We start from the raw sequence: 21,191 nt of genomic DNA on the forward strand, positions 1-21,191 counted from the left end.
GCGCCTGGTAAGCAGAGTTTTTGAAATGTAAGGCCTTTGAATAAGACAAAACGCTGCCTCATCGCTAACTTTGCAACAGTGCCGACCCTATTGCTGCGGAGCCATACTGCTGCATATAGCGATGAAATTCAGCCAGTGCCATAGGTGGCATGAAATAATACCCCTGCAGGAAATCAACCTTATGGGCGATAAGCCATTCGCGTTGACAGGCATACTCCACGCCCTCTGCAACAGTACGTAACCCCAGAATGCCAGCCAGATTAATGATCGATTCCAGCATCGGCAGCGTCTGATCTTCTGCATGGATCCCTTTGATAAAGATCTTATCAATCTTAATCACGTCCAGCTCGAGTTCATTCAGACAACACAGATTGGCGTATCCCGTTCCAAAATCATCCAGAGCAAAGAGGACACCCCGGTTACGTAACGAACGGATTAACTCTTTTATTGCAGGCGTGACTACCAGTGTCTGGTTTTCAGTAATCTCAATCATCAATTTTATTGGCAGTGATTCCGTTAATTCCAAAAAATTGAGGCATTCCCAATAGAAAACAGGGTTACTCAAATTTGAGGGGCTCACGTTAAACGCCACAAAAAAAGACTGTCCCTGCCAGGTAATATCGTGATTTAAATGACTCGCGACCTTATTCATCAGATAACTTGTCAGATCGTTTATTTGACCACTACTTTCCGCCAGCGGGATGAACTCACGTTGAGAAATGGCATAGTTGTGGCCTGAAGGCCACCGCGCCAGCACCTCAACGCCACGCAGTTCTCCTTTACTTCCGACGATGGGTTGAAAATAAGGCACAATCTCATCATTTTTCAAAGCCAGAGTTAATCTATTAGCTTCGTTGCTATCAAATATACCCTCTGTCATTGTTTGGCTTGTCTTGTTGTCATGTGCCCCCCATCGTTCTGCCAAAAAACCATTTCTGGAAAGATAAATTATAGTCTCATTAAAGTTATCAAAACTCAGGCGATGAGTTATTTTATCTCGATAACGATAGAGCGATTTTGGCGTTAAAGAATTTGCCTTGCAAAATTCTTCCAGCCCCATTTTAGTGAAAGAGGCGTAAATCATCTCTTGTTCAAAATCACTTAAATGGAATCTATCAACGTAGCCCAATGTTGACGGAGCGCCCCCCTGCACATTTGACATCAATTTAGTCTTTAGAACAGAAATAAGGCTATTACAGCTTACTTTAGCGTTAACAGACTCACTATTTTCACAGCCTCGATTGATACATTTACTTTTACTCATCGTGAGAACAACACTGTTAACATAGATAAACTGGCTGCTATTTCTTTGCAGCCATTTTTGTATTATACAAAATGGCACTCTGTTATCAATGATTAACAAACAGCTGTTGTACTGTGGCATTAAAATGTCTGAATCAGAAACAAACGTTCCAGAATCAACGAGTACCAGATTAGGCAGAAATGATCTTATTCCTGAGAAAAGATAAATGTCGTAACTGAGCAGAAAGACCTTTTTCGTGTTCATAATTATCACCGTAAAAGTTTAATTGAAAATCGCTTCCTTCTATCGTACAGAGAGAAAGATTATATTTGCTTTGGTTTTCGCAAAACATCCAATGCCCGGTAGACAATATCCGCCTTAATAAAACAAGAACAAGAAATGGTTAATCTTAATGGTCCCTCCCTCCGTTAAGATCATATTTTTTCCACAATGATAAGAATATTTCCGCAGCAGATACAGAAATTTTCCTTATCCTAATACAGTACAAATTAATGCACTTACATTCAGAACCAGACAAAATAAAATAAGAATAAAAAGAAAAATTACAGAACTAATGTCTGTGAAACTCACAACACGAAGAGAATCACGCCAAAGAGAAGTCTCATTGTCACGTTACTTTGCTCGACAGACCATCAGCGTGCGCCGTAGATCCCTGACCCCATAAACGTTATCGGTGATATGTATGATCTTGTAATAAAAGAGTTGTTGCTTAGACATGAGCAGGTTGGTTATTTCATCAGGCAAGTCATCGTTATCATTTTTTACCACCGCAATGCGTTGCGTACGCAAATAACCATCACTGTCTTCTCTAAGGAAGCTCAACGTAGTGGAGCGATTAATAGCATAATGTTTACCGTTAACATCCAGCACCCCAACTTGTGAGAAAGCACCTTCCTCTGCAGAGGAAATCCTCAAAACTAACAAAACCTCACCTTCAATGCTCACCCCCTCTTTTTGAGTATGGAGAAAAACATGGCTTTTAGCCGTACACACAAAAGCCGATGGAATACGAGGGCAATTAAGCAAAAAAAGAAATATCACCATGACCGCAGCGAACATACTAATAAAGATAATTTTCGCACTCATGCACCGTTCCTTTTTGCTCCATTTTACACACGCTAAAGAAATACTCTTTCAGTTTATTACCTGCCGATAAGTTATTGTCATCATAAAATATGATGACTTTATCTCTTCCTTCACAAATGGAACTGTGTTTTTGCCAATTTGGTGAATTCAAAAATCGGGATAACTTCACTGATGAATTATCATCTGTGGTGTAAAAATCACACGAGCCGGATTTCAATATATGTACAACCCCATCGTTATTGCGAAACATTAATATGAGAAAAAAAACCATAACTGCACAGACAGTAAAAGTGAAAACACACCATAGGATAAGCTGCGGCCACCGTCTATACTGCAAAGCCTTATCAACAATATCTAACTGGATGGTCGTTATTCTTTTACTCTTGATATCATCATTCACGCTGCTGACCCGGGCCTGAAAAAGGAACCCTTCGCGCGGGATCGTGACGATTATATTGTTCAAGCCTAACGATGAAAAAGCTTTGCGCAATATGCTCACGCTTTTATTAAGGCTATGCCCTGAGGGTATCATGCCATGTTTTCCCCAGACCTCTTCGATGATCAGTTCCCGGTTTACTTGCTTATAGTTATTATCAATAAAAAGTTCCAGTAACCTTGAGGTTGGTGCAGAGAGGATAATCCTTTCACCTTGCACACTTAATACCCTCTGCTCTGAATCGTATAAAACCTGACCGTTAATTATTTTTTTCATCCAGATAAACTCTTATTTTTATCTTTGACGAGATTCACATACGATACAGAATATATTCACACCAGATAGTTAGCAATACAAGAATAGTTTGTTCCAATTTTATGAGGCATGTGTAAAACATCCACTACCAACAGGGATATACTTTTGCAAAGCCACTATAAATTTTTTATTTTGTGCTTTCAGTTCGGGGCTTCGGTACGTTTCTCCCGGTAGAATATAGCGAATGGTCGCTTCATCATCGGTCGAATTGCACCCCTTTTGAACAATGATTTTAAAAAAGGTATTTCCTGTATTTTCAAGAACCCCTTTCTGCTCATCCAGCATATAATGCAAATTCATTTTTCGTGGCCGAACAACCAGAATGGTTTCCAGTGCGATAGCTGGTATCGCTTCGCTCTTTTTACCCCTGTTGCGCTCCGGGAAAAGGGTGATGGGCATTTCAGTAAACTGCACACGGTAGTAGCGCTCCTTGTCATCCTGCGGACCACGATAGAAAATCTTGAAAAACTCTCCTGCATCCGGTGCAAGCGAGAAATTAAGCGGTGCAAACAGTAATTCGCCCTCTTCGATAGCCTGGCGACGCTCCCCGCCAGGCCCGGGCTTATCAATTTTCACCGCCGAAATGCTGTAAATATTCTGCTTGTGGCTGTCATTAAAAACACGTTTGCTGATAAAGGATTTATCCGCCGCCATGTCAAAAATGGTTGAATCAAGATACAAGGCGCGTGCGGGCAGGCTAAATAACGCCAGGAGAGCCAAACCAGTAACGATCATAGCCACACGCCATCCGGTCATTTTGTCACCCCTACCCAGTTCGCCATGACTTTTATCTCCCCACTGGCGCTGACCACGCCTTCCCAGTCAGAACCTGATACCGTTAAAGCAGAGCGAGAATCGTCCATCGGAAAGAGCAGTGATAAACGGGTATTGAAGTAACTCCCGTCATCAGTGTTGTTGGCGTCCCAGGGCGTTTGTTGCCACAGAGCATCATTCAGGCTTATGGCCGCTTCACCACAGCTATTTCTTGCCTGAGTCACACTACCTGACTGGTTGTTATACTCAAGATAGGCCGGTATCGGCACACTTACTCCACCTTGTGCGGACGTAAACAGGCAGTACGGCGTGTCATTTAACGTTGTGCTATCGCCAATAACTTGCGCGGTAATGCTGTCAGCCTGGCGAGGGCCTGAAACAGTAACGGTATAATCCATTCTTATTGGCGTATCCTCGCCAATAGTGCCGCTACCGCTAGCAGACGTTGTATTATTAGATGAAATAATACTTATCCCATACTCCTTAGGTACGATATTAAGCTGTAACGAAGGCGTGAACTGGTAATAACCTGACTCAGGTGTTAGAGCATTAGTAAACGCAAAGGTAAACGGCTGGCTATTCGTAATACTGACGCCCGCATTGACCAGATTTTTGAGAAATGTCTGCGACAAAAAGAGGTACACATATTCACCGCTGGTGGTGAACACGTTGTAATACGCCGTCGATGCACTGAAGTTATACCATGTGGAGCCATTACCGGAATACCGCACGGTGGCCGCTGCAGGGGTAAATCCAAGCGCTGTTGAATCTACATACGCCCTGAACGTCAATGATGCCGTCAGGTTAGCTGTCTGCTGAAGATTATAGCTGACCATTTTGCAGATAACACCGCTCACGTTACTGACGACGCCCAACTCACAGGCACCTGAATCATTGGTAATACTCGGCGTGCCGTCGCTGGCAATCCACAGCTCCTGGAAGGCGCTGGTCGATTCCAGTGCCAGATGGCCGCGTTTGGTTAACGTGTAGTTTACGTAGTTCCAGCGTCCTGAGGACTCATCTTTGCAGCGCTCGCCTGCCGCGTAATCATAATTGACCGAGGTATAACAGCGATTGAAAACATATGTTTCGCTACTTCCGGTGGCCATATTGCGGAAATATTCGTAGGCAGAGTCACTCAGGGAGGCAAACCCATATGCCCCGCCGACCACACCGGCGACAGACCCGACCTGAGCATGGTAGAAACCGTTGCTGTCCGTTCCCTGACCCGTAATATACCCTGTCGTTGGGCACTGCGTTCCACTGTAGCAACGAATACCGCTAAACGGTCCATCGATTGGGGAATTATCAATCCACATATCCTGATAGTTATTCGCCGGTGCCGTCCAACCTACGTAGCCTAAATAGCCTAGACTTACCTGGGAAGTTCCATATTTCACCCAGGTATTCGACCCGCTGAAACGTGGATCAAGCGAGGAAGGAGTAATAAAGTACTCACCATCAATGGCATTTTCGATAAACATAAAATTATTACTGACAGATCCGGAGGATGTCGCCGTCAACGCTTTCGCTGTAAAGGGTGTTAAGGCACCGACAATGAGTAAAGGAATAATAATATTTGCACTTTTTTTCATAGAATTACCTCTGCGCCATTGTCGATTGCAGTGCACATTTAACATCACCCACCCACGCGGCCCCCCTGGCTTTATCCAGATCCAAATCGGCTTCACAGATACTTCCATTAGCTGATACCAGGGTAATGATGGGATACTTTTTATCGATATCGATCGCAAACTCACCTTTCCCGTCAGTCCGAGTTTTGCCTATGTGATTATGGATATCTGTGTTCACCGCCAGTTGCCCATCGGGATAGCGGACGCGACCAAATACGGTCACCATACTTTTCACTTCCGGTGCAACAACGCTCACATTCCCTGGATACAAGTTCATCGCGTGTTTGCGTCCGGAAACAATATCGAAGCTGTCTTCGGAGTTCCGGTCGTTCATAATTTCCAGTTTGTATTGCGCATACGGAGGGAGCGCAATAAAGGTCGATTTACTGCTCAGCAGGTAATTGCGGTTATTGACTTTTGCTGCCAGTTTTCCATCGCCTGCCAGACCCGTTTTAACAATGATCCCCGAGCGTTGTCGCTCATTACTCAGACCAACATCACCGCCAGCCCAGGCTATTGCCCCGAGAGAAGAGAAGTTCATGTTAGTCGAGTTATCTGCTGAACGAGTGACAGAGACCGTCCCGGCGTTATATTGGGTGCTGTAACTGACATTGCCATTGACGGAATAATCGTTGCCGTAATTCTGCTCTCCGCTCAGGCGCGTCGAGGCAGAAACGCCTGCTGAGGTGATTGGGCCATCTTTAAACTGTTTACGAGCGCTGATATTGCCCTGCGTCGCACCGTAACGATCGCGCGATGCGCCCACACTTAACCAGGAAACCAGTGGTAACGAGAAGTCCAGGCTGACATAACGCTCCTGACGACCGTCATCATTCGTGTTGTTATAGAAGTAGCGCTGTACACCCGCCCGCAGACCGACAGTGGCATACCGTCCGGCATAAAGTGTTGTGCTGTAATCTATGTTGCGATACTTATTGCCTGAATAGCGGTTTTCCGTCTGGCTTAGCGTTAGCGATCCTCCGTGTGGAATAACGCTTCCCAGGTTGATCGTGCCGCCAATGGAGTAGTTATCACGTTCTTGCACCGGCAAACGGTCACCAATTTTGCTGTCTTCCCGAGAGGCCCACACTGAGCCAAATCCACCGGGTGCGCTGACATTCACATTGCTGACATTTCGCCAGGTTCCATCATTTGCCAGCATCGTTTGCGCACCCACACTCACGTATTCGTTCACATTTAACGTGATATCAGTTTCGTTAACCGCATTGGAATCAAAACCGTAAAGCGTTGACTTCATATTCAGGCCGGAAAGCACCGCCAGCGTCAGAGAAGCCGCGCCCCCTCCAATCCAGCTCTGTTCACTGCCTAAGTCACGGTAATGATTGCGCTTATAACTGACGCGATCGTAATCAAGCGAGCCGCCAAAAACCTGCCATGAGATCTCATGCAGCCCCGCCGCCTGCTGGCGTGAGAAGATTTTATTTACGCGACTCATGCGGGTATTGACCGTGCGCCCATTGACGACAATATCCACCGTAACGTCGTACACCCCGTAAGGGAAACGGCTGGTGTCAATTTCGTAGCTGCCCATGTTAAAGTTCTGAACGCTCAGCAGGCGTCCGTCACGAAATACATGCACCTCCCCTGCTGCCGGTAAAAAGACCGTAATCGGGGTCAGCGAAAGGGAGGTATTTTCGACAACGGTGCTGCCTTTATTTCCGTAGCTTGCACCGTAGATTTTTCCGCCGTTTAAGGCGTTAAGACTGGCAATAGACTGGACATTCCACGTATCAAGCATTCCTAATGCCAGGCGATAACCTTCGTAATCGCGCTCGTACATCGCCCGATAAACGTTGCTGGAACCATTACTTTCACCAATACCATATACCGAACCATTAATATTAAAATGGTGCTCACGAAGTGACGTTGTATTATCCAGCGTTAAATAGCTGCGGGAACTTTTGCCGTTTTGATAATCATTGTAATAGGTACCAAAACTGTAATTGAGCACGTTAGTTAACCGGTCAACGCTTGACGGACCTAACAAGGAGCTGCGCGCCACAACAGCCTCGGTCAACGCGTCCCTGCTGACGATCATCTCCAGGTGGAACGATGAAATGTTCAGTTGAAGACGTGCTTCAGGCGTAAGGGCAATAGCGGTGTTGTCCTTAAATTTCACATTGCCTATTTTTTCTACCATCTCGCGCGTTTTATCCGCCAGCACAGCATTGTTAGGCAAGTCAGAAACCATTATCGATTTGACTGTAATATTCCCGTCAACCAATGAGATCACCGCATCAGCAATTTTTTGCTGGCTTTTTTCGTCCGTCTCTTGATACCGAATAAACACCGGAACTGTCATCCCTTGCTCCAGAGAGCGCGCAAAAGTACCAGGAATGACATAATGACCAATTTTAACGGGGGCGGAATGAACGGCCCCTGGTGTTAACGCTAAAGAGAGAAATACACTCCCTCCAATAAAATATTTAAATGACATATGCATCCTTACACTTCAGCATTTTATTATTGGCACCGGTAATGGCGTCGTGCATTACTTCACTGTAATAAATTGCTTGCCATGCCAAATGCCAATACGAGTGCGGCTGTTTGATACATCGCTTTTTTGAAGCCTTATTTTGGTTCCAGGCATAACGTAATAGCGTTCCCGGCATCCCCGCCCCTGGTCCTGAGTGGGATCCTTACACACGCCATAGGCAATCACGCGGAAAGAGACATTGCCTGTGTTGATGATCAAATCGTCCTGACGACTGTAGTTGAAGCGCTCATTACGCGGAGCTACAACTAAAATAGTCCCAATTTCCGCTGAAGCCGTTGCCGTCGCGGCTTTGCCCGCTTTCGTTGCTGCGCTTTCGCTCACAGGTTCATCAATCCATTGCAGGCGATAATAGCGTTCTTTATCATCCTCTGGCCCTTTATAGAAAAAGCGGAAAACATCTTTCGCGTCGCCTGGAAGAATAAGGCTGGCGGGTGTAGACAGTAATTCGCCTGGATTAATGCTTATTTCGGTGCCATCAGGCAACGGTGATGAGAGTCGTTTCACCGTAACGCTGACATAGCGTGCGGAATTCGTCGTGTTGATAATCTCTTTCGATAATGAACTCTGCTCGGAAGTCATTATCGACGTGATATCACCCACATTAATTGCCCAACTGGAAAAAGACGTAGCGATCCCCGCCAATATGGCAAAGGGTAAATATTTATTCATCAGTACATTCCTAAGAAATTCGGGAGAAAAATCTCCCGAATTTTTTCATTCATTACGCAGGCGTGGTCCAGGTCGCGTTGAACTGTACTTTCACATCGCCTGTCCAGTAGCCATCAGGCAAAGCAGAATAGTCAGTGACAGCTGTTGAACCATCAGACGTCGCAGAGGCGATAGAGAACTTAAAGCTGGACTGATCGCTCACGCGTTCAGCACCGTTATAAGCACCGTCAGCCATCAGACTTTCCAGACCAGAAGTTGATGATGCATTAACCAGAACGGTTTCAGCAGAACTAGAAAGTGCATTACCGTTCCAGGCAACACCGACATCCAGAGTAGATGCATCGCCGCTTGCATTGGTTAGGGTATTGCTAATGACCTGTGCAGTCAGTTCAAAGTCGGTTGCACTTTCCTGTCCCTGGATCGTAATGTCAAAAGCACCATCCTGAGTATTAAAAGCATTCAGACCTTCCGCATACTGGAATGTCAGGGAGTTCAGCGGAGTAACAACCAGCATGCTAGTTGTATCTTTTGTTGCTGTAGCATCCCATGACGCAGTGGCAGATGCAGTAACATCAGCCATTGCATTTGCTGCTGCGAAAACAGAAACCAGAGAGGCCACCAGTAATAATTTTTTCATTTTCTTCTCCTAAGAACAAACGCGCAACCTGGCACTTTTCATAATAAGTAACCGGGAAGCTCCATTTAATTGCGAGCGAGAATTGCCGCGCCGAAAAATTATGTTCCGAGATATTGTTAACAGCAACAGCATGAAATTATCAAATCCTCAACATCATTAGGAATTTTCTTGTCTGGAAGATAAGTAAATGCCTACAGATTAGAACTTAAAACCATAAAAATTCATAGTTAAGTTTTTAAATCTAAAAAATAATCACATTAAAGAATTTGCATCCATTCTTGCTTTTTGATGCAAATCAAAATTAAAAAAAAGATTCAAAGGATTAAAAAACATTTCAAATCAATAAACTATGAAAACCCTCAGAAAAGAAAAAACTTGTTAAAAAAATGCTACAAAAACAACCCATTTTAGTAAAAAATGAAATATTCCTAACGCAAATAAATAAATCAAGGAAAATTCTTATACGCAACCTAAAAGTAATAACGCACGAGAAATTCATTATTTTTGTGGTTATTCATAAAAATAAGAATATTCCGCGAATAATATAAAAATCCTGGTATTCGAATGATACGGTTTATTTCGCGCATTTATCACAACGTGTTGCTGTTCTTCGCCGCTTTCACTCAAAGCGATGAGATAGCATCTTATACCCGTGCACACGGTGTCACATTGCCCTCTCCGCCATTCAGACAATTCCCGACAGTCTTCCATATTTCCTCCATTTTTCTGCCGACTGACCTGACTAAACTAGTATCATTCCCCGAAGTGTTTCAGGATGAGAACGTATAACGATGAAAGGCAGTCATAAATTCCGCTGGGCAATCGCCGCTGGCATCATTATGGTGGTCCTTGCCGCCGCCTGGTACTGGCACACTCAATCCGCCGAGCCTTCTACTCCGGCAGGGGCCAGCAGTCAGTCAAAACGCCCTGCGGGCGGGGGTCGTCACGGTATGCGCGGCGGCGCGCTGGCACCGGTTCAGGCGGCCACCGCGGTGAATAAAGCCGTTCCTCGCTATCTCACAGGCCTGGGGACCATTACCGCCGCCAACACCGTTACGGTACGCAGCCGCGTTGACGGTCAACTCATGGCGATCCACTTCCAGGAAGGTCAGCAGGTGAAAGCTGGCGATTTACTGGCCGAGATCGACCCAAGCCAGTTCAAAGTCGCCCTTGCCCAGGCTCAGGGGCAGCTTGCCAAAGACAAAGCCACGCTCGCTAACGCCCGGCGCGATCTGGCGCGCTACCAGCAGCTGGTGAAAACCAACCTGGTCTCTCGTCAGGAGCTGGACACGCAGCAATCGCTGGTCAGCGAAACCCAGGGCACCATCAAAGCTGACGAGGCCGCGGTGGCCAGCGCACAGCTGCAGCTCGACTGGAGCCGCATCACCGCGCCAATTGACGGACGCGTTGGCCTCAAGCAGGTCGATATCGGCAACCAGATCTCAAGCGGTGATACCACGGGCATCGTGGTCATAACCCAGACCCACCCGATTGATTTAGTCTTCACCCTGCCGGAAAGCGAAATTGCGACGGTGGTGCAGGCGCAGAAAGCCGGAAAGGGGCTGGTGGTGGAAGCCTGGGACCGTACCAACAAGCAGAAATTGAGCGAAGGTTCTTTGCTTAGCCTGGATAACCAGATCGACACCACCACCGGCACCATCAAGCTGAAAGCGCGCTTTAACAACCAGGACGACGCCCTCTTCCCGAATCAGTTTGTAAACGCACGTATGCTGGTGGCGACGGAAGAAAACGCGGTGGTGATCCCCACCGCCGCGCTGCAGATGGGCAACGAAGGTAACTTCGTCTGGGTGCTGAACAGCGACAATAAAGTCAGCAAGCACCTGGTGAAAACCGGGATTCAGGACAGCCAGACGGTTGTGATCAGCGCCGGACTCTCTGCGGGCGACCGCGTGGTGACGGACGGTATCGATCGTCTGACCGAAGGCGCCAAAGTCGAAGTGGTTGAACCCGCGAAACAGGGAGCGAACTCCTGATGCAGGTCATGCCGCCAGGCGCAACAGGTGGGCCATCACGCCTGTTTATTCTGCGCCCTGTTGCCACCACGCTGCTGATGGTGGCGATCCTGCTCGCCGGGATTATTGGCTATCGCTTCCTGCCCGTCTCGGCGCTGCCGGAAGTGGATTACCCCACCATTCAGGTCGTTACCCTCTATCCTGGCGCCAGCCCGGATGTGGTGACCTCCGCCATTACCGCTCCGCTGGAACGCCAGTTTGGTCAGATGTCGGGCCTGAAACAGATGTCATCGCAAAGCTCCGGTGGGGCATCGGTGGTAACGCTGCAGTTCCAGCTCTCGCTGTCACTGGACGTGGCCGAGCAGGAGGTGCAGGCTGCGATCAACGCCGCCACCAACCTGCTGCCGTCAGACCTGCCTAACCCGCCGGTCTACAGCAAAGTAAACCCGGCGGATCCGCCGATCATGACCCTTGCTGTCACCTCTTCCGCCATGCCAATGACCCAGGTGGAAGACATGGTCGAAACCCGCGTGGCGCAGAAAATCTCCCAGGTCTCCGGCGTCGGGCTGGTAACGCTGGCGGGCGGACAACGCCCGGCGGTGCGCGTGAAGCTTAACGCGCAGGCCATCGCTGCGCTGGGGCTGACCAGCGAAACCATCCGCACCGCCATCAGCAACGCCAACGTCAACTCGGCGAAAGGCTCGCTGGACGGCCCCACCCGCGCCGTGACGCTCTCGGCCAACGATCAGATGCAGTCTGCCGATGAGTACCGTCAGCTGATTATTGCCTACCAGAACGGTGCGCCGGTACGTCTGGGTGACGTCGCCACCGTTGAGCAAGGCGCGGAAAACAGCTGGCTGGGTGCGTGGGCCAACAAACAGCAGGCGATTGTGATGAACGTGCAGCGCCAACCGGGCGCTAACATCATTGAAACCGCCGACAGCATTCGCACCATGCTCCCGCAGCTTATTGAAAGCCTGCCCAAATCGGTCACTGTGAAGGTGCTTTCCGACCGTACCACCAACATTCGCGCGTCGGTTACCGATACCCAGTTTGAGCTAATGCTGGCGATTGCGCTGGTGGTGATGATCATCTATCTGTTCCTGCGCAACGTACCGGCAACCATCATTCCCGCCGTTGCCGTGCCGCTCTCGCTGGTGGGAACATTTGCCGTGATGGTGTTCCTCGATTTTTCGATCAACAACCTGACGCTGATGGCGCTCACCATCGCCACCGGCTTCGTGGTGGATGATGCCATCGTTGTGATCGAGAACATCTCGCGCTATATCGAGAAAGGCGAAAAACCGCTGGCCGCTGCGCTGAAAGGTGCGGGCGAGATCGGATTTACCATTATCTCGCTGACCTTCTCGCTGATTGCGGTGCTGATCCCGCTGCTGTTTATGGGCGATATCGTCGGGCGACTGTTCCGCGAGTTTGCCGTCACGCTGGCGGTCGCCATTCTGATCTCTGCCGTGGTGTCGCTGACCCTGACGCCAATGATGTGCGCCCGCATGCTGAGCCATGAATCCCTGCGCAAGCAAAACCGCTTCTCTCGTGCCTCTGAGCGGATGTTCGAACGGATCATTGCCGCTTACGGCCGGGTGCTGGCAAAAGTGCTTAACCACCCGTGGGCGACGCTCGGCGTGGCGCTCGGCACGCTGGCACTCAGCGTCATGCTGTGGATCGTTATCCCGAAAGGCTTTTTCCCCATCCAGGACAACGGCATTATTCAGGGCACGCTTCAGGCGCCCCAGTCGGTCTCCTTCGCCAGTATGGCGCAGCGTCAGCAGCAGGTCTCTGACATCATCATGAAAGATCCGGCGGTGGAAAGCCTGACCGCGTATGTGGGCGTCGATGGCACCAACCCGTCGCTGAACAGTGCGCGTCTGCAGATCAACCTCAAGCCGCTGGACGACCGCGACGATCGGGTCAACGCCGTTATTGAGCGGCTGCAAACTGCCGTGGCGCGCGTGCCGGGGATTGAACTTTACCTGCAGCCAATTCAGGATTTGACCATCGATACCCAGGTCAGCCGCACGCAGTACCAGTTCACGCTTCAGGCCACCAGCCTTGATGCGCTGAGCACGTGGGTACCGCAACTGGTCAACAAACTCAAGGCGCTGCCGCAGCTTTCTGACGTCAGCAGCGACTGGCAGGACAAAGGGCTGGCGGCATATGTGAATGTCAATCGCGATACTGCCAGCCGGCTGGGCATCACCATGTCCGACGTGGACAACGCGCTCTATAACGCCTTTGGTCAGCGCCTCATCTCCACCATTTATACCCAGGCGAATCAGTATCGCGTGGTGCTGGAACACAACACCGATAACACGCCCGGCCTGGCCGCGCTGGACTCGGTGCGCCTGACCAGCAAAGACGGTGGTATTGTGCCGTTAAGCGCCATAGCCAGCGTGGAGGAGCGTTATACGCCGTTGTCGATTAACCATCTCGATCAGTTCCCGTCCACCACCATCTCGTTCAACGTACCGGACAACTATTCGCTGGGTGAAGCGGTCGAGGCCATTCTGGGCGCGGAGAAAGAACTCAACTTCCCGTCTGATATTCAGACCCAGTTCCAGGGCAGCACCCTGGCGTTCCAGGCTGCGCTGGGCAATACCATCTGGCTGATCGTGGCTGCGGTGGTGGCGATGTACATCGTCCTCGGGGTGCTGTACGAAAGCTTTATCCACCCAATCACCATCCTCTCTACCCTGCCGACCGCCGGGGTGGGTGCGCTACTGGCCCTGATGCTGGCGGGCAGCGAACTGGACGTCATCGCCATTATCGGCATCATTCTGCTTATCGGGATCGTGAAGAAAAACGCCATCATGATGATCGACTTCGCCCTTGCCGCCGAGCGCGAGCAGGGCATGTCGCCGCGAGACGCCATCTTCCAGGCCTGTCTGTTGCGTTTTCGTCCGATTCTGATGACCACGCTCGCCGCCCTGCTGGGCGCCCTGCCGCTGATGCTCAGCACCGGCGTCGGTGCCGAGTTGCGCCGTCCGCTGGGTATCGGCATGGTGGGTGGTCTGCTGGTGAGCCAGGTGCTGACGCTGTTCACCACGCCGGTGATTTACCTGCTGTTTGACCAACTGGCCCTGTGGACCAAAAGCCGCTTCCCGAAACGTGAAGAGGAGGCGTAAGTGAAGTTTTTCGCCCTCTTCATTTACCGCCCGGTGGCGACGATTTTAATCTCGCTCGCCATTACGCTGTGCGGCGTGCTGGGCTTCCGCCTGCTGCCGGTGGCCCCCCTGCCGCAGGTGGATTTTCCGGTGATCATGGTCAGCGCATCGCTGCCGGGCGCGTCGCCAGAGACCATGGCCTCGTCGGTTGCCACGCCACTGGAACGCTCGCTCGGGCGAATTGCGGGGGTCAACGAGATGACCTCCAGCAGCTCGCTCGGCAGCACGCGCATCATTCTGGAGTTCAGCTTCGACCGGGATATTAACGGTGCGGCGCGCGACGTGCAGGCGGCGATCAACGCCGCGCAAAGCCTGCTGCCGAGCGGAATGCCAAGCCGCCCGACCTACCGTAAAGCCAACCCGTCCGACGCGCCGATCATGATCCTGACGCTGACCTCGGACACCTATTCCCAGGGGCAGCTCTACGACTTTGCGTCGACCCAACTGGCGCAGACGATCTCACAAATAAACGGCGTGGGTGACGTGAGCGTTGGCGGTAGCTCCCTGCCCGCCGTGCGCGTCGGCCTGAACCCGCAGGCGCTGTTTAACCAGGGCGTGTCGCTGGATGACGTGCGCTCCGCCATCAGCAGCGCCAACGTGCGCAGGCCGCAGGGGGCGATAGAGAGCAACAGCCACCGCTGGCAGATCCAGACCAACGACGAGCTCAAAACCGCCGCCGAATATCAGCCGCTCATCATCCACTACAATAACGGCGCGGCGGTACGTTTAAGCGACGTAGCCAGCGTCACCGACTCGGTGCAGGACGTGCGCAACGCCGGGATGACCAACGCCAAACCGGCCATCTTGCTGATGATCCGCAAGCTGCCGGAAGCCAATATTATTGAAACGGTAAACAGCATTCGCGCGCGTCTGCCGGAGTTACAGAAGACCATTCCGGCCGCTATTGATCTGCAGATTGCCCAGGATCGTTCGCCGACCATTCGCGCCTCGCTTGAAGAGGTGGAACAGACGCTGGTGATCTCCGTCGGGCTGGTGATCCTGGTGGTGTTCCTGTTTCTGCGCTCGGGCCGCGCAACGCTTATTCCCGCCGTTGCGGTACCGGTGTCGCTGATTGGTACCTTCGCCGCCATGTACCTGTGCGGCTTTAGCCTGAACAACCTGTCGCTGATGGCGCTGACCATCGCCACCGGCTTTGTGGTGGATGACGCCATCGTGGTGCTGGAGAATATTTCCCGCCATCTGGAAGCCGGGGTAAAACCACTGCAGGCCGCCCTGCAGGGCACGCGCGAAGTGGGCTTTACGGTGCTCTCCATGAGCCTGTCGCTGGTGGCGGTATTCCTGCCGCTGCTGCTGATGGGCGGGCTGCCGGGGCGACTGCTGCGCGAATTTGCCGTCACCCTTTCAGTGGCTATCGGCATCTCGCTGATTATCTCGCTAACGCTCACGCCAATGATGTGCGGCTGGATGCTTAAGCGCAGCAAACCGCACTCGCAGCCGCGTCGCAAAGGGTTTGGCCGTTTCCTGTTGGCAATGCAGGAAGGGTACGGAAAATCGCTGAAGTGGGTGCTCAACCATACGCGGCTGGTTGGTCTGGTGCTTGTCGGCACCATCGCGCTCAACGTCTGGCTGTATATCTCCATCCCGAAAACCTTCTTCCCGGAGCAGGACACCGGCGTGCTGATGGGCGGCATCCAGGCTGACCAGAGTATTTCCTTCCAGGCGATGCGCGGCAAACTGCAGGATTTTATGAAGATCATCCGCGAAGACAAGGCGGTGGATAACGTCACCGGCTTTACCGGCGGGTCACGCGTTAACAGCGGGATGATGTTTATCACCCTTAAGCCGCGCGGCGAGCGCAATGAAACGGCGCAGCAGGTGATAGACCGGCTGCGAATGAAGCTCGCCAAAGAGCCAGGCGCCAACCTGTTTTTGATGGCCGTTCAGGATATCCGCGTGGGCGGACGTCAGGCGAACGCCAGCTACCAGTACACCCTGCTCTCTGACGATCTGGCCGCGCTGCGCGAGTGGGAGCCCAAAATCCGTAAAGCGCTGGCCGCCCTGCCGCAGCTGGCGGACGTGAACTCCGATCAGCAGGACAACGGGGCAGAGATGGCGTTGACCTACGATCGTGAAACCATGTCGCGGCTGGGCATTAACGTTGAAGCCGCCAACAGTCTGCTGAACAACGCCTTTGGCCAGCGCGAGATTTCCACCATCTATCAGCCAATGAACCAGTACAAGGTGGTGATGGAAGTGGACCCGCGCTATACCCAGGACATCAGCGCGCTGGATAAAATGTTTGTCATTAACAACGACGGTAAAGCGATACCGCTCTCTTACTTCGCCAGCTGGCGGCCCGCTAACGCGCCGCTCTCTGTGAACCATCAGGGGCTGTCGGCAGCGTCCACGATCTCCTTTAACCTGCCCACCGGTTCGTCGCTTTCCGAGGCCAGCGAGGCCATCGACCGTGCCATGACCCAGCTCGGCGTGCCCTCGACCGTGCGCGGCAGTTTTGCCGGGACCGCGCAGGTCTTCCAGGAGACGATGAATTCGCAGGTGATTTTGATTCTGGCGGCCATTGCCACGGTCTATATCGTGCTTGGCGTGCTGTATGAGAGCTATGTTCATCCGCTGACCATTCTCTCGACGCTGCCGTCGGCAGGCGTGGGGGCGTTGCTGGCGCTGGAGCTGTTTGGCGCGCCCTTTAGCCTCATCGCCTTAATCGGGATCATGCTGTTAATTGGTATTGTGAAGAAAAACGCCATCATGATGGTGGACTTTGCGCTGGAGGCTCAGCGTAACGGCAACCTGACGCCAGAAGAGGCGATTTTCCAGGCCTGCCTGCTGCGTTTTCGTCCGATCATGATGACCACGCTGGCGGCGCTGTTTGGCGCGCTGCCGCTGGTGATCTCCGGTGGCGATGGTTCAGAGCTGCGCCAGCCGCTGGGGATCACTATTGTCGGTGGGCTGGTGATGAGTCAGCTCCTGACGCTCTACACCACGCCGGTGGTCTATCTGTTCTTTGACCGCCTGCGGCTGCGTTTTTCACGTAAAAACAGAACCACGGTGACCGGGTAAATGACTGATCTTCCCAGTAACGTTCGCTGGCAATTATGGATAGTGGCCTTCGGCTTTTTTATGCAGTCGCTGGATACCACCATCGTCAACACCGCCCTCCCCTCAATGGCAAAAAGCCTGGGGGAGAGCCCGCTGCACATGCATATGGTGATTGTCTCCTATGTGCTGACCGTTGCCGTGATGCTCCCTGCCAGCGGCTGGCTGGCGGACAAAGTGGGGGTGCGCAATATCTTCTTCACCGCTATCGTGCTGTTTACCGCGGGGTCGCTGTGTTGCGCGATGGCGAATACGCTGGATCAGTTGATCATGGCACGCGTTCTGCAGGGCGTTGGCGGAGCCATGATGGTGCCAGTCGGGCGACTGACGGTGATGAAAATCGTCCCGCGCGAGCAGTATATGGCGGCAATGACTTTTGTGACCTTACCAGGCCAGGTGGGTCCGCTGCTTGGTCCGGCGCTGGGCGGCATACTCGTGGAATATGCCTCCTGGCACTGGATTTTCCTCATCAACCTGCCGGTGGGCATTATTGGCGCTATCGCCACCCTGGCATTGATGCCCAACTACACCCTGCAGACGCGGCGCTTTGATGTAATCGGTTTTCTGTTGCTCGCCACCGGTATGGCGACGCTGACCCTCGCTCTCGACGGGCAAAAAGGGCTGGGAATCTCCTCACTGACGCTCGCCATTCTGATCGTTATCGGGATGAGCGCCATTCTGTGGTATCTGTGGCATGCCAGAGGAAACGACCGGGCGCTGTTCAGCCTGACGCTGTTTAAAAACCCTACCTACCGGCTTGGCCTGTTCGGAAGTTTTGCGGGGCGCGTGGGCAGCGGCATGCTGCCGTTTATGACACCCGTGTTCCTGCAAATCGGTATGGGCTTTTCACCGTTTCACGCGGGGCTGATGATGATCCCGATGGTGCTGGGCAGCATGGGAATGAAGCGCATTGTGGTGCAGGTGGTTAACCGCTTTGGCTATCGCCACGTGCTGGTCACCGCCACGCTGGGGCTGGCACTGGTCAGCCTGCTGTTTATGGCCGTAGCGCTGATGGGCTGGTACTACGCCCTGCCGCTGGTGCTGTTCTGCCAGGGCATTATTAACTCCATGCGCTTCTCGTCGATGAACACCCTGACGCTGAAGGATCTGCCGGACGAACTGGCAAGCAGCGGCAACAGTTTGCTGTCGATGATCATGCAGCTCTCCATGAGCGTGGGGGTCACCATTGCCGGTTTACTGCTCGGCATGTACGGTCAGCACCATCTCAGCGTCGACACGCCGGTGGCGCATCAGGTCTTTTTATACACGTATCTCAGCATGGCGGTTATCATCGCCCTGCCCGCTTTCATCTTCGCCCGTGTGCCGGATGATACCCGTAAGAACGTCGTTATCCGGCGCAGTAAAAGGAGTGGATCATGAAATTCTGGCGTCCGGGCATTACCGGTAAGCTCTTTCTGGCAATTTTTGCCACCTGTATTGTCCTGCTGATCACCATGCACTGGGCCGTACGGCTCAGCTTTGAGCGCGGTTTTATCGATTACATTAAGCATGGTAATGAGCAGCGCCTGCAGGGTTTGAGCGATGCACTGAGCGAGCAGTATGCCCAGCACGGGAACTGGCGTTTTTTGCGCAACAATGACCGTTTTATCTTCCAGATCCTGCGCTCGCTGGAGCACGATAGCGGCGATGACCGCCCCGGCCCGGGCATGCCGCCCCACGGCTGGCGCACCCAGTTCTGGGTGATCGACCAGGATATGCGCACGCTGGTTGGCCCTCGTGCGCCCATCCCCCCGGACGGCACCCGGCGGGCAATCAAAGTGAATAACGCCACCGTCGGCTGGGTTATCGCCTCGCCAGTGGAACGCCTGACGCGCAACACCGATATCAACTTCGATCGTCAGCAGCGCCGGGCCAGTTGGCTGATCGTCATCCTCTCCACGCTGCTGGCCGCGCTTGCCACCTTCCCGCTGGCGCGGGGCCTGCTCGCCCCGGTGAAAAGGCTGGTGGAAGGCACGCATAAACTGGCCGCCGGGGATTTTTCCACCCGCGTGGACACGCGCAGCCAGGATGAGCTGGGCAAGCTGGCACAGGATTTTAACCAGCTCGCCAGTACGCTGGAGAAAAACCAGCAGATGCGGCGCGATTTTATGGCCGATATTTCGCACGAGCTGCGCACCCCGCTGGCAGTGCTGCGCGGCGAACTGGAGGCCATTCAGGATGGCGTGCGCAAGTTCACGCCCGAATCCGTGGCTTCGCTGCAGGCGGAAGTGGGTACGCTGACCAAACTGGTAGACGATCTGCACCAGCTCTCCATGTCAGACGAAGGGGCGCTGGCCTACCAGAAAGCACCGGTGGACGTGATCAACATTCTGGAGGTTATCAGTGGGGCTTTCCGCGAACGTTTTGCCAGCCGCAACCTGACCATTGACCTCTCCCTGCCGGACAGCGCGGTGGTGTTTGGCGATAAAGATCGTCTGATGCAGCTCTTCAACAACCTGCTGGAAAACAGCCTGCGCTACACCGACAGCGGTGGCGGACTGCACATCTCCGGCAGACAGGAAAACGGCCGCTTCGCCCTCACCTTTGCCGACTCCGCTCCCGGCGTGCAGGATGCGCAGCTGGAAAAACTGTTTGAACGTTTTTATCGCACCGAAGGCTCCCGCAACCGTGCCAGCGGCGGCTCCGGGCTGGGACTGGCGATTTGCGTTAATATCGTCGAGGCGCACAATGGCACCCTGCGTGCCGCCCATTCGCCTTTTGGCGGGGTTAGCATTACAGTAGAGTTACCGCTGGAACGGGATTTATCGAGAGAAGCATGACCGAATTACCGATTGACGAAAACACGCCACGCATTTTGATTGTGGAAGACGAGCCTAAGCTTGGGCAGTTACTGATCGACTATTTACGTGCGGCCAGCTACGCCCCGTCGCTTATCAGCCATGGCGATCAGGTGTTACCGTACGTGCGCCAGACGCCGCCGGATCTGATCCTGCTGGACCTGATGCTCCCCGGCACCGACGGCCTGACCCTGTGCCGGGAAATTCGTCGCTTCTCTGACGTGCCGATCGTCATGGTGACGGCAAAAATCGAAGAGATCGACCGACTGCTGGGACTCGAAATTGGCGCGGACGATTACATCTGCAAACCCTACAGCCCGCGTGAAGTGGTCGCCCGCGTGAAAACCATTCTGCGTCGCTGTAAGCCGCAGCGCGAGCTTCAGGTGCTGGACGCCGAAAGCCCGCTGATTGTTGATGAGAGCCGCTTCCAGGCCAGCTGGCGCAGCAAGCTTCTCGATCTCACGCCTGCTGAGTTCCGCCTGCTGAAAACACTTTCCCACGAGCCGGGGAAAGTGTTCTCTCGCGAGCAGCTGCTCAACCACCTGTATGACGATTACCGCGTGGTGACGGACCGCACCATCGACAGCCACATCAAAAACCTGCGCCGTAAGCTGGAGGCGCTCGACGCCGAACAGTCATTTATTCGCGCGGTGTATGGCGTGGGATACCGCTGGGAAGCGGATGCGTGCAGGATTGCATAGCTAAACGCCCCCTCACCCTCTCCCCAAAGGGGTGAGGGGCAAAGCTTTACCTCCCTGCCCCGCAGCGCTACAATGCCCGCCCTTAAAGTGGGGGATCTCCCCTTACCGCTGCACCTGGTGCACGCGGAT

The 21,191-nt window shown here is 52.6% G+C and carries 14 protein-coding genes; 6 read left to right on the forward strand and 8 right to left on the reverse strand.

All coding sequences use genetic code 11. The features are described from left to right. Positions 1-64 precede the first annotated feature (64 nt). From AX755_RS19400 to ecpA, 8 genes are all read right to left on the reverse strand, one after another. On the reverse strand, positions 65-1,507 hold the full coding sequence (locus AX755_RS19400; RefSeq protein ID WP_062857270.1) for an EAL domain-containing protein: 1,443 nt from the start codon (positions 1,505-1,507) through the stop codon (positions 65-67). 369 nt (positions 1,508-1,876) lie between these two features. Then, positions 1,877-2,350: a hypothetical protein gene (locus tag AX755_RS19405; protein ID WP_023621796.1), complete on the reverse strand. Its 474-nt coding sequence runs from the start codon at positions 2,348-2,350 to the stop codon at positions 1,877-1,879. Then, positions 2,325-3,062, reverse strand: coding sequence for a winged helix-turn-helix domain-containing protein (locus AX755_RS19410; protein ID WP_062857271.1), 738 nt, complete (start codon positions 3,060-3,062; stop codon positions 2,325-2,327). The genes AX755_RS19405 and AX755_RS19410 overlap by 26 nt, the downstream gene beginning before the upstream one ends. A 99-nt stretch (positions 3,063-3,161) precedes the next feature. Beyond that, positions 3,162-3,836 (reverse strand): hypothetical protein, encoded by a 675-nt coding sequence (locus AX755_RS19415; protein ID WP_013097894.1) that lies wholly within the window; start codon positions 3,834-3,836, stop codon positions 3,162-3,164. 17 nt (positions 3,837-3,853) lie between these two features. Then, positions 3,854-5,470 carry a hypothetical protein gene (locus tag AX755_RS19420; RefSeq protein WP_062857272.1) on the reverse strand — a complete coding sequence of 539 codons (1,617 nt, stop codon included), beginning with the start codon at positions 5,468-5,470 and terminating at the stop codon, positions 3,854-3,856. A 4-nt stretch (positions 5,471-5,474) separates the two neighbouring features. Further along, positions 5,475-7,967, reverse strand: a complete 2,493-nt coding sequence (locus tag AX755_RS19425; protein WP_062857273.1) for a TcfC E-set like domain-containing protein — start codon at positions 7,965-7,967, stop codon at positions 5,475-5,477. A gap of 54 nt (positions 7,968-8,021) precedes the next feature. After that, entirely contained in the window at positions 8,022-8,696 is a 675-nt protein-coding gene (locus AX755_RS19430; RefSeq protein WP_038420149.1) for a hypothetical protein, read from the reverse strand. Positions 8,697-8,748: 52 nt separating this feature from the next. Beyond that, positions 8,749-9,333, reverse strand: coding sequence for a common pilus major fimbrillin subunit EcpA (gene ecpA, locus AX755_RS19435; protein WP_013097898.1), 585 nt, complete (start codon positions 9,331-9,333; stop codon positions 8,749-8,751). A 791-nt stretch (positions 9,334-10,124) separates the two neighbouring features. Between ecpA and AX755_RS19445 the strand changes: the two genes are divergently transcribed. The 6 genes from AX755_RS19445 to baeR are packed head-to-tail and all read left to right on the forward strand — an operon-like array spanning position 10,125 to position 21,062. Continuing rightward, positions 10,125-11,327, forward strand: a complete 1,203-nt coding sequence (locus AX755_RS19445) for an MdtA/MuxA family multidrug efflux RND transporter periplasmic adaptor subunit (RefSeq protein ID WP_062857274.1) — start codon at positions 10,125-10,127, stop codon at positions 11,325-11,327. Then, complete coding sequence (locus tag AX755_RS19450; RefSeq protein ID WP_040022498.1) at positions 11,327-14,449, forward strand: MdtB/MuxB family multidrug efflux RND transporter permease subunit; 3,123 nt, start codon at positions 11,327-11,329, stop codon at positions 14,447-14,449. Before AX755_RS19445 ends, AX755_RS19450 begins: the two co-directional genes overlap by 1 nt. Continuing rightward, on the forward strand, positions 14,450-17,527 hold the full coding sequence (mdtC, locus tag AX755_RS19455; protein WP_013097901.1) for a multidrug efflux RND transporter permease subunit MdtC: 3,078 nt from the start codon (positions 14,450-14,452) through the stop codon (positions 17,525-17,527). Continuing rightward, on the forward strand, positions 17,528-18,943 hold the full coding sequence (locus tag AX755_RS19460; protein ID WP_062857275.1) for an MFS transporter: 1,416 nt from the start codon (positions 17,528-17,530) through the stop codon (positions 18,941-18,943). It begins immediately after the preceding gene. Further along, positions 18,940-20,343, forward strand: coding sequence for a two-component system sensor histidine kinase BaeS (gene baeS, locus AX755_RS19465; RefSeq protein ID WP_020690175.1), 1,404 nt, complete (start codon positions 18,940-18,942; stop codon positions 20,341-20,343). Before AX755_RS19460 ends, baeS begins: the two co-directional genes overlap by 4 nt. Next, the gene (baeR, locus tag AX755_RS19470; RefSeq protein ID WP_013097904.1) at positions 20,340-21,062 is read left to right on the forward strand and encodes a two-component system response regulator BaeR; all 723 of its coding nucleotides are present in this window, start codon (positions 20,340-20,342) and stop codon (positions 21,060-21,062) included. Before baeS ends, baeR begins: the two co-directional genes overlap by 4 nt. The last annotated feature ends 129 nt before the right edge of the window (positions 21,063-21,191 follow it).

Origin of the sequence: Enterobacter sp. SENG-6 (assembly GCF_001605945.1) — a bacterium.
Lineage (GTDB): Bacteria > Pseudomonadota > Gammaproteobacteria > Enterobacterales > Enterobacteriaceae > Enterobacter > Enterobacter cloacae.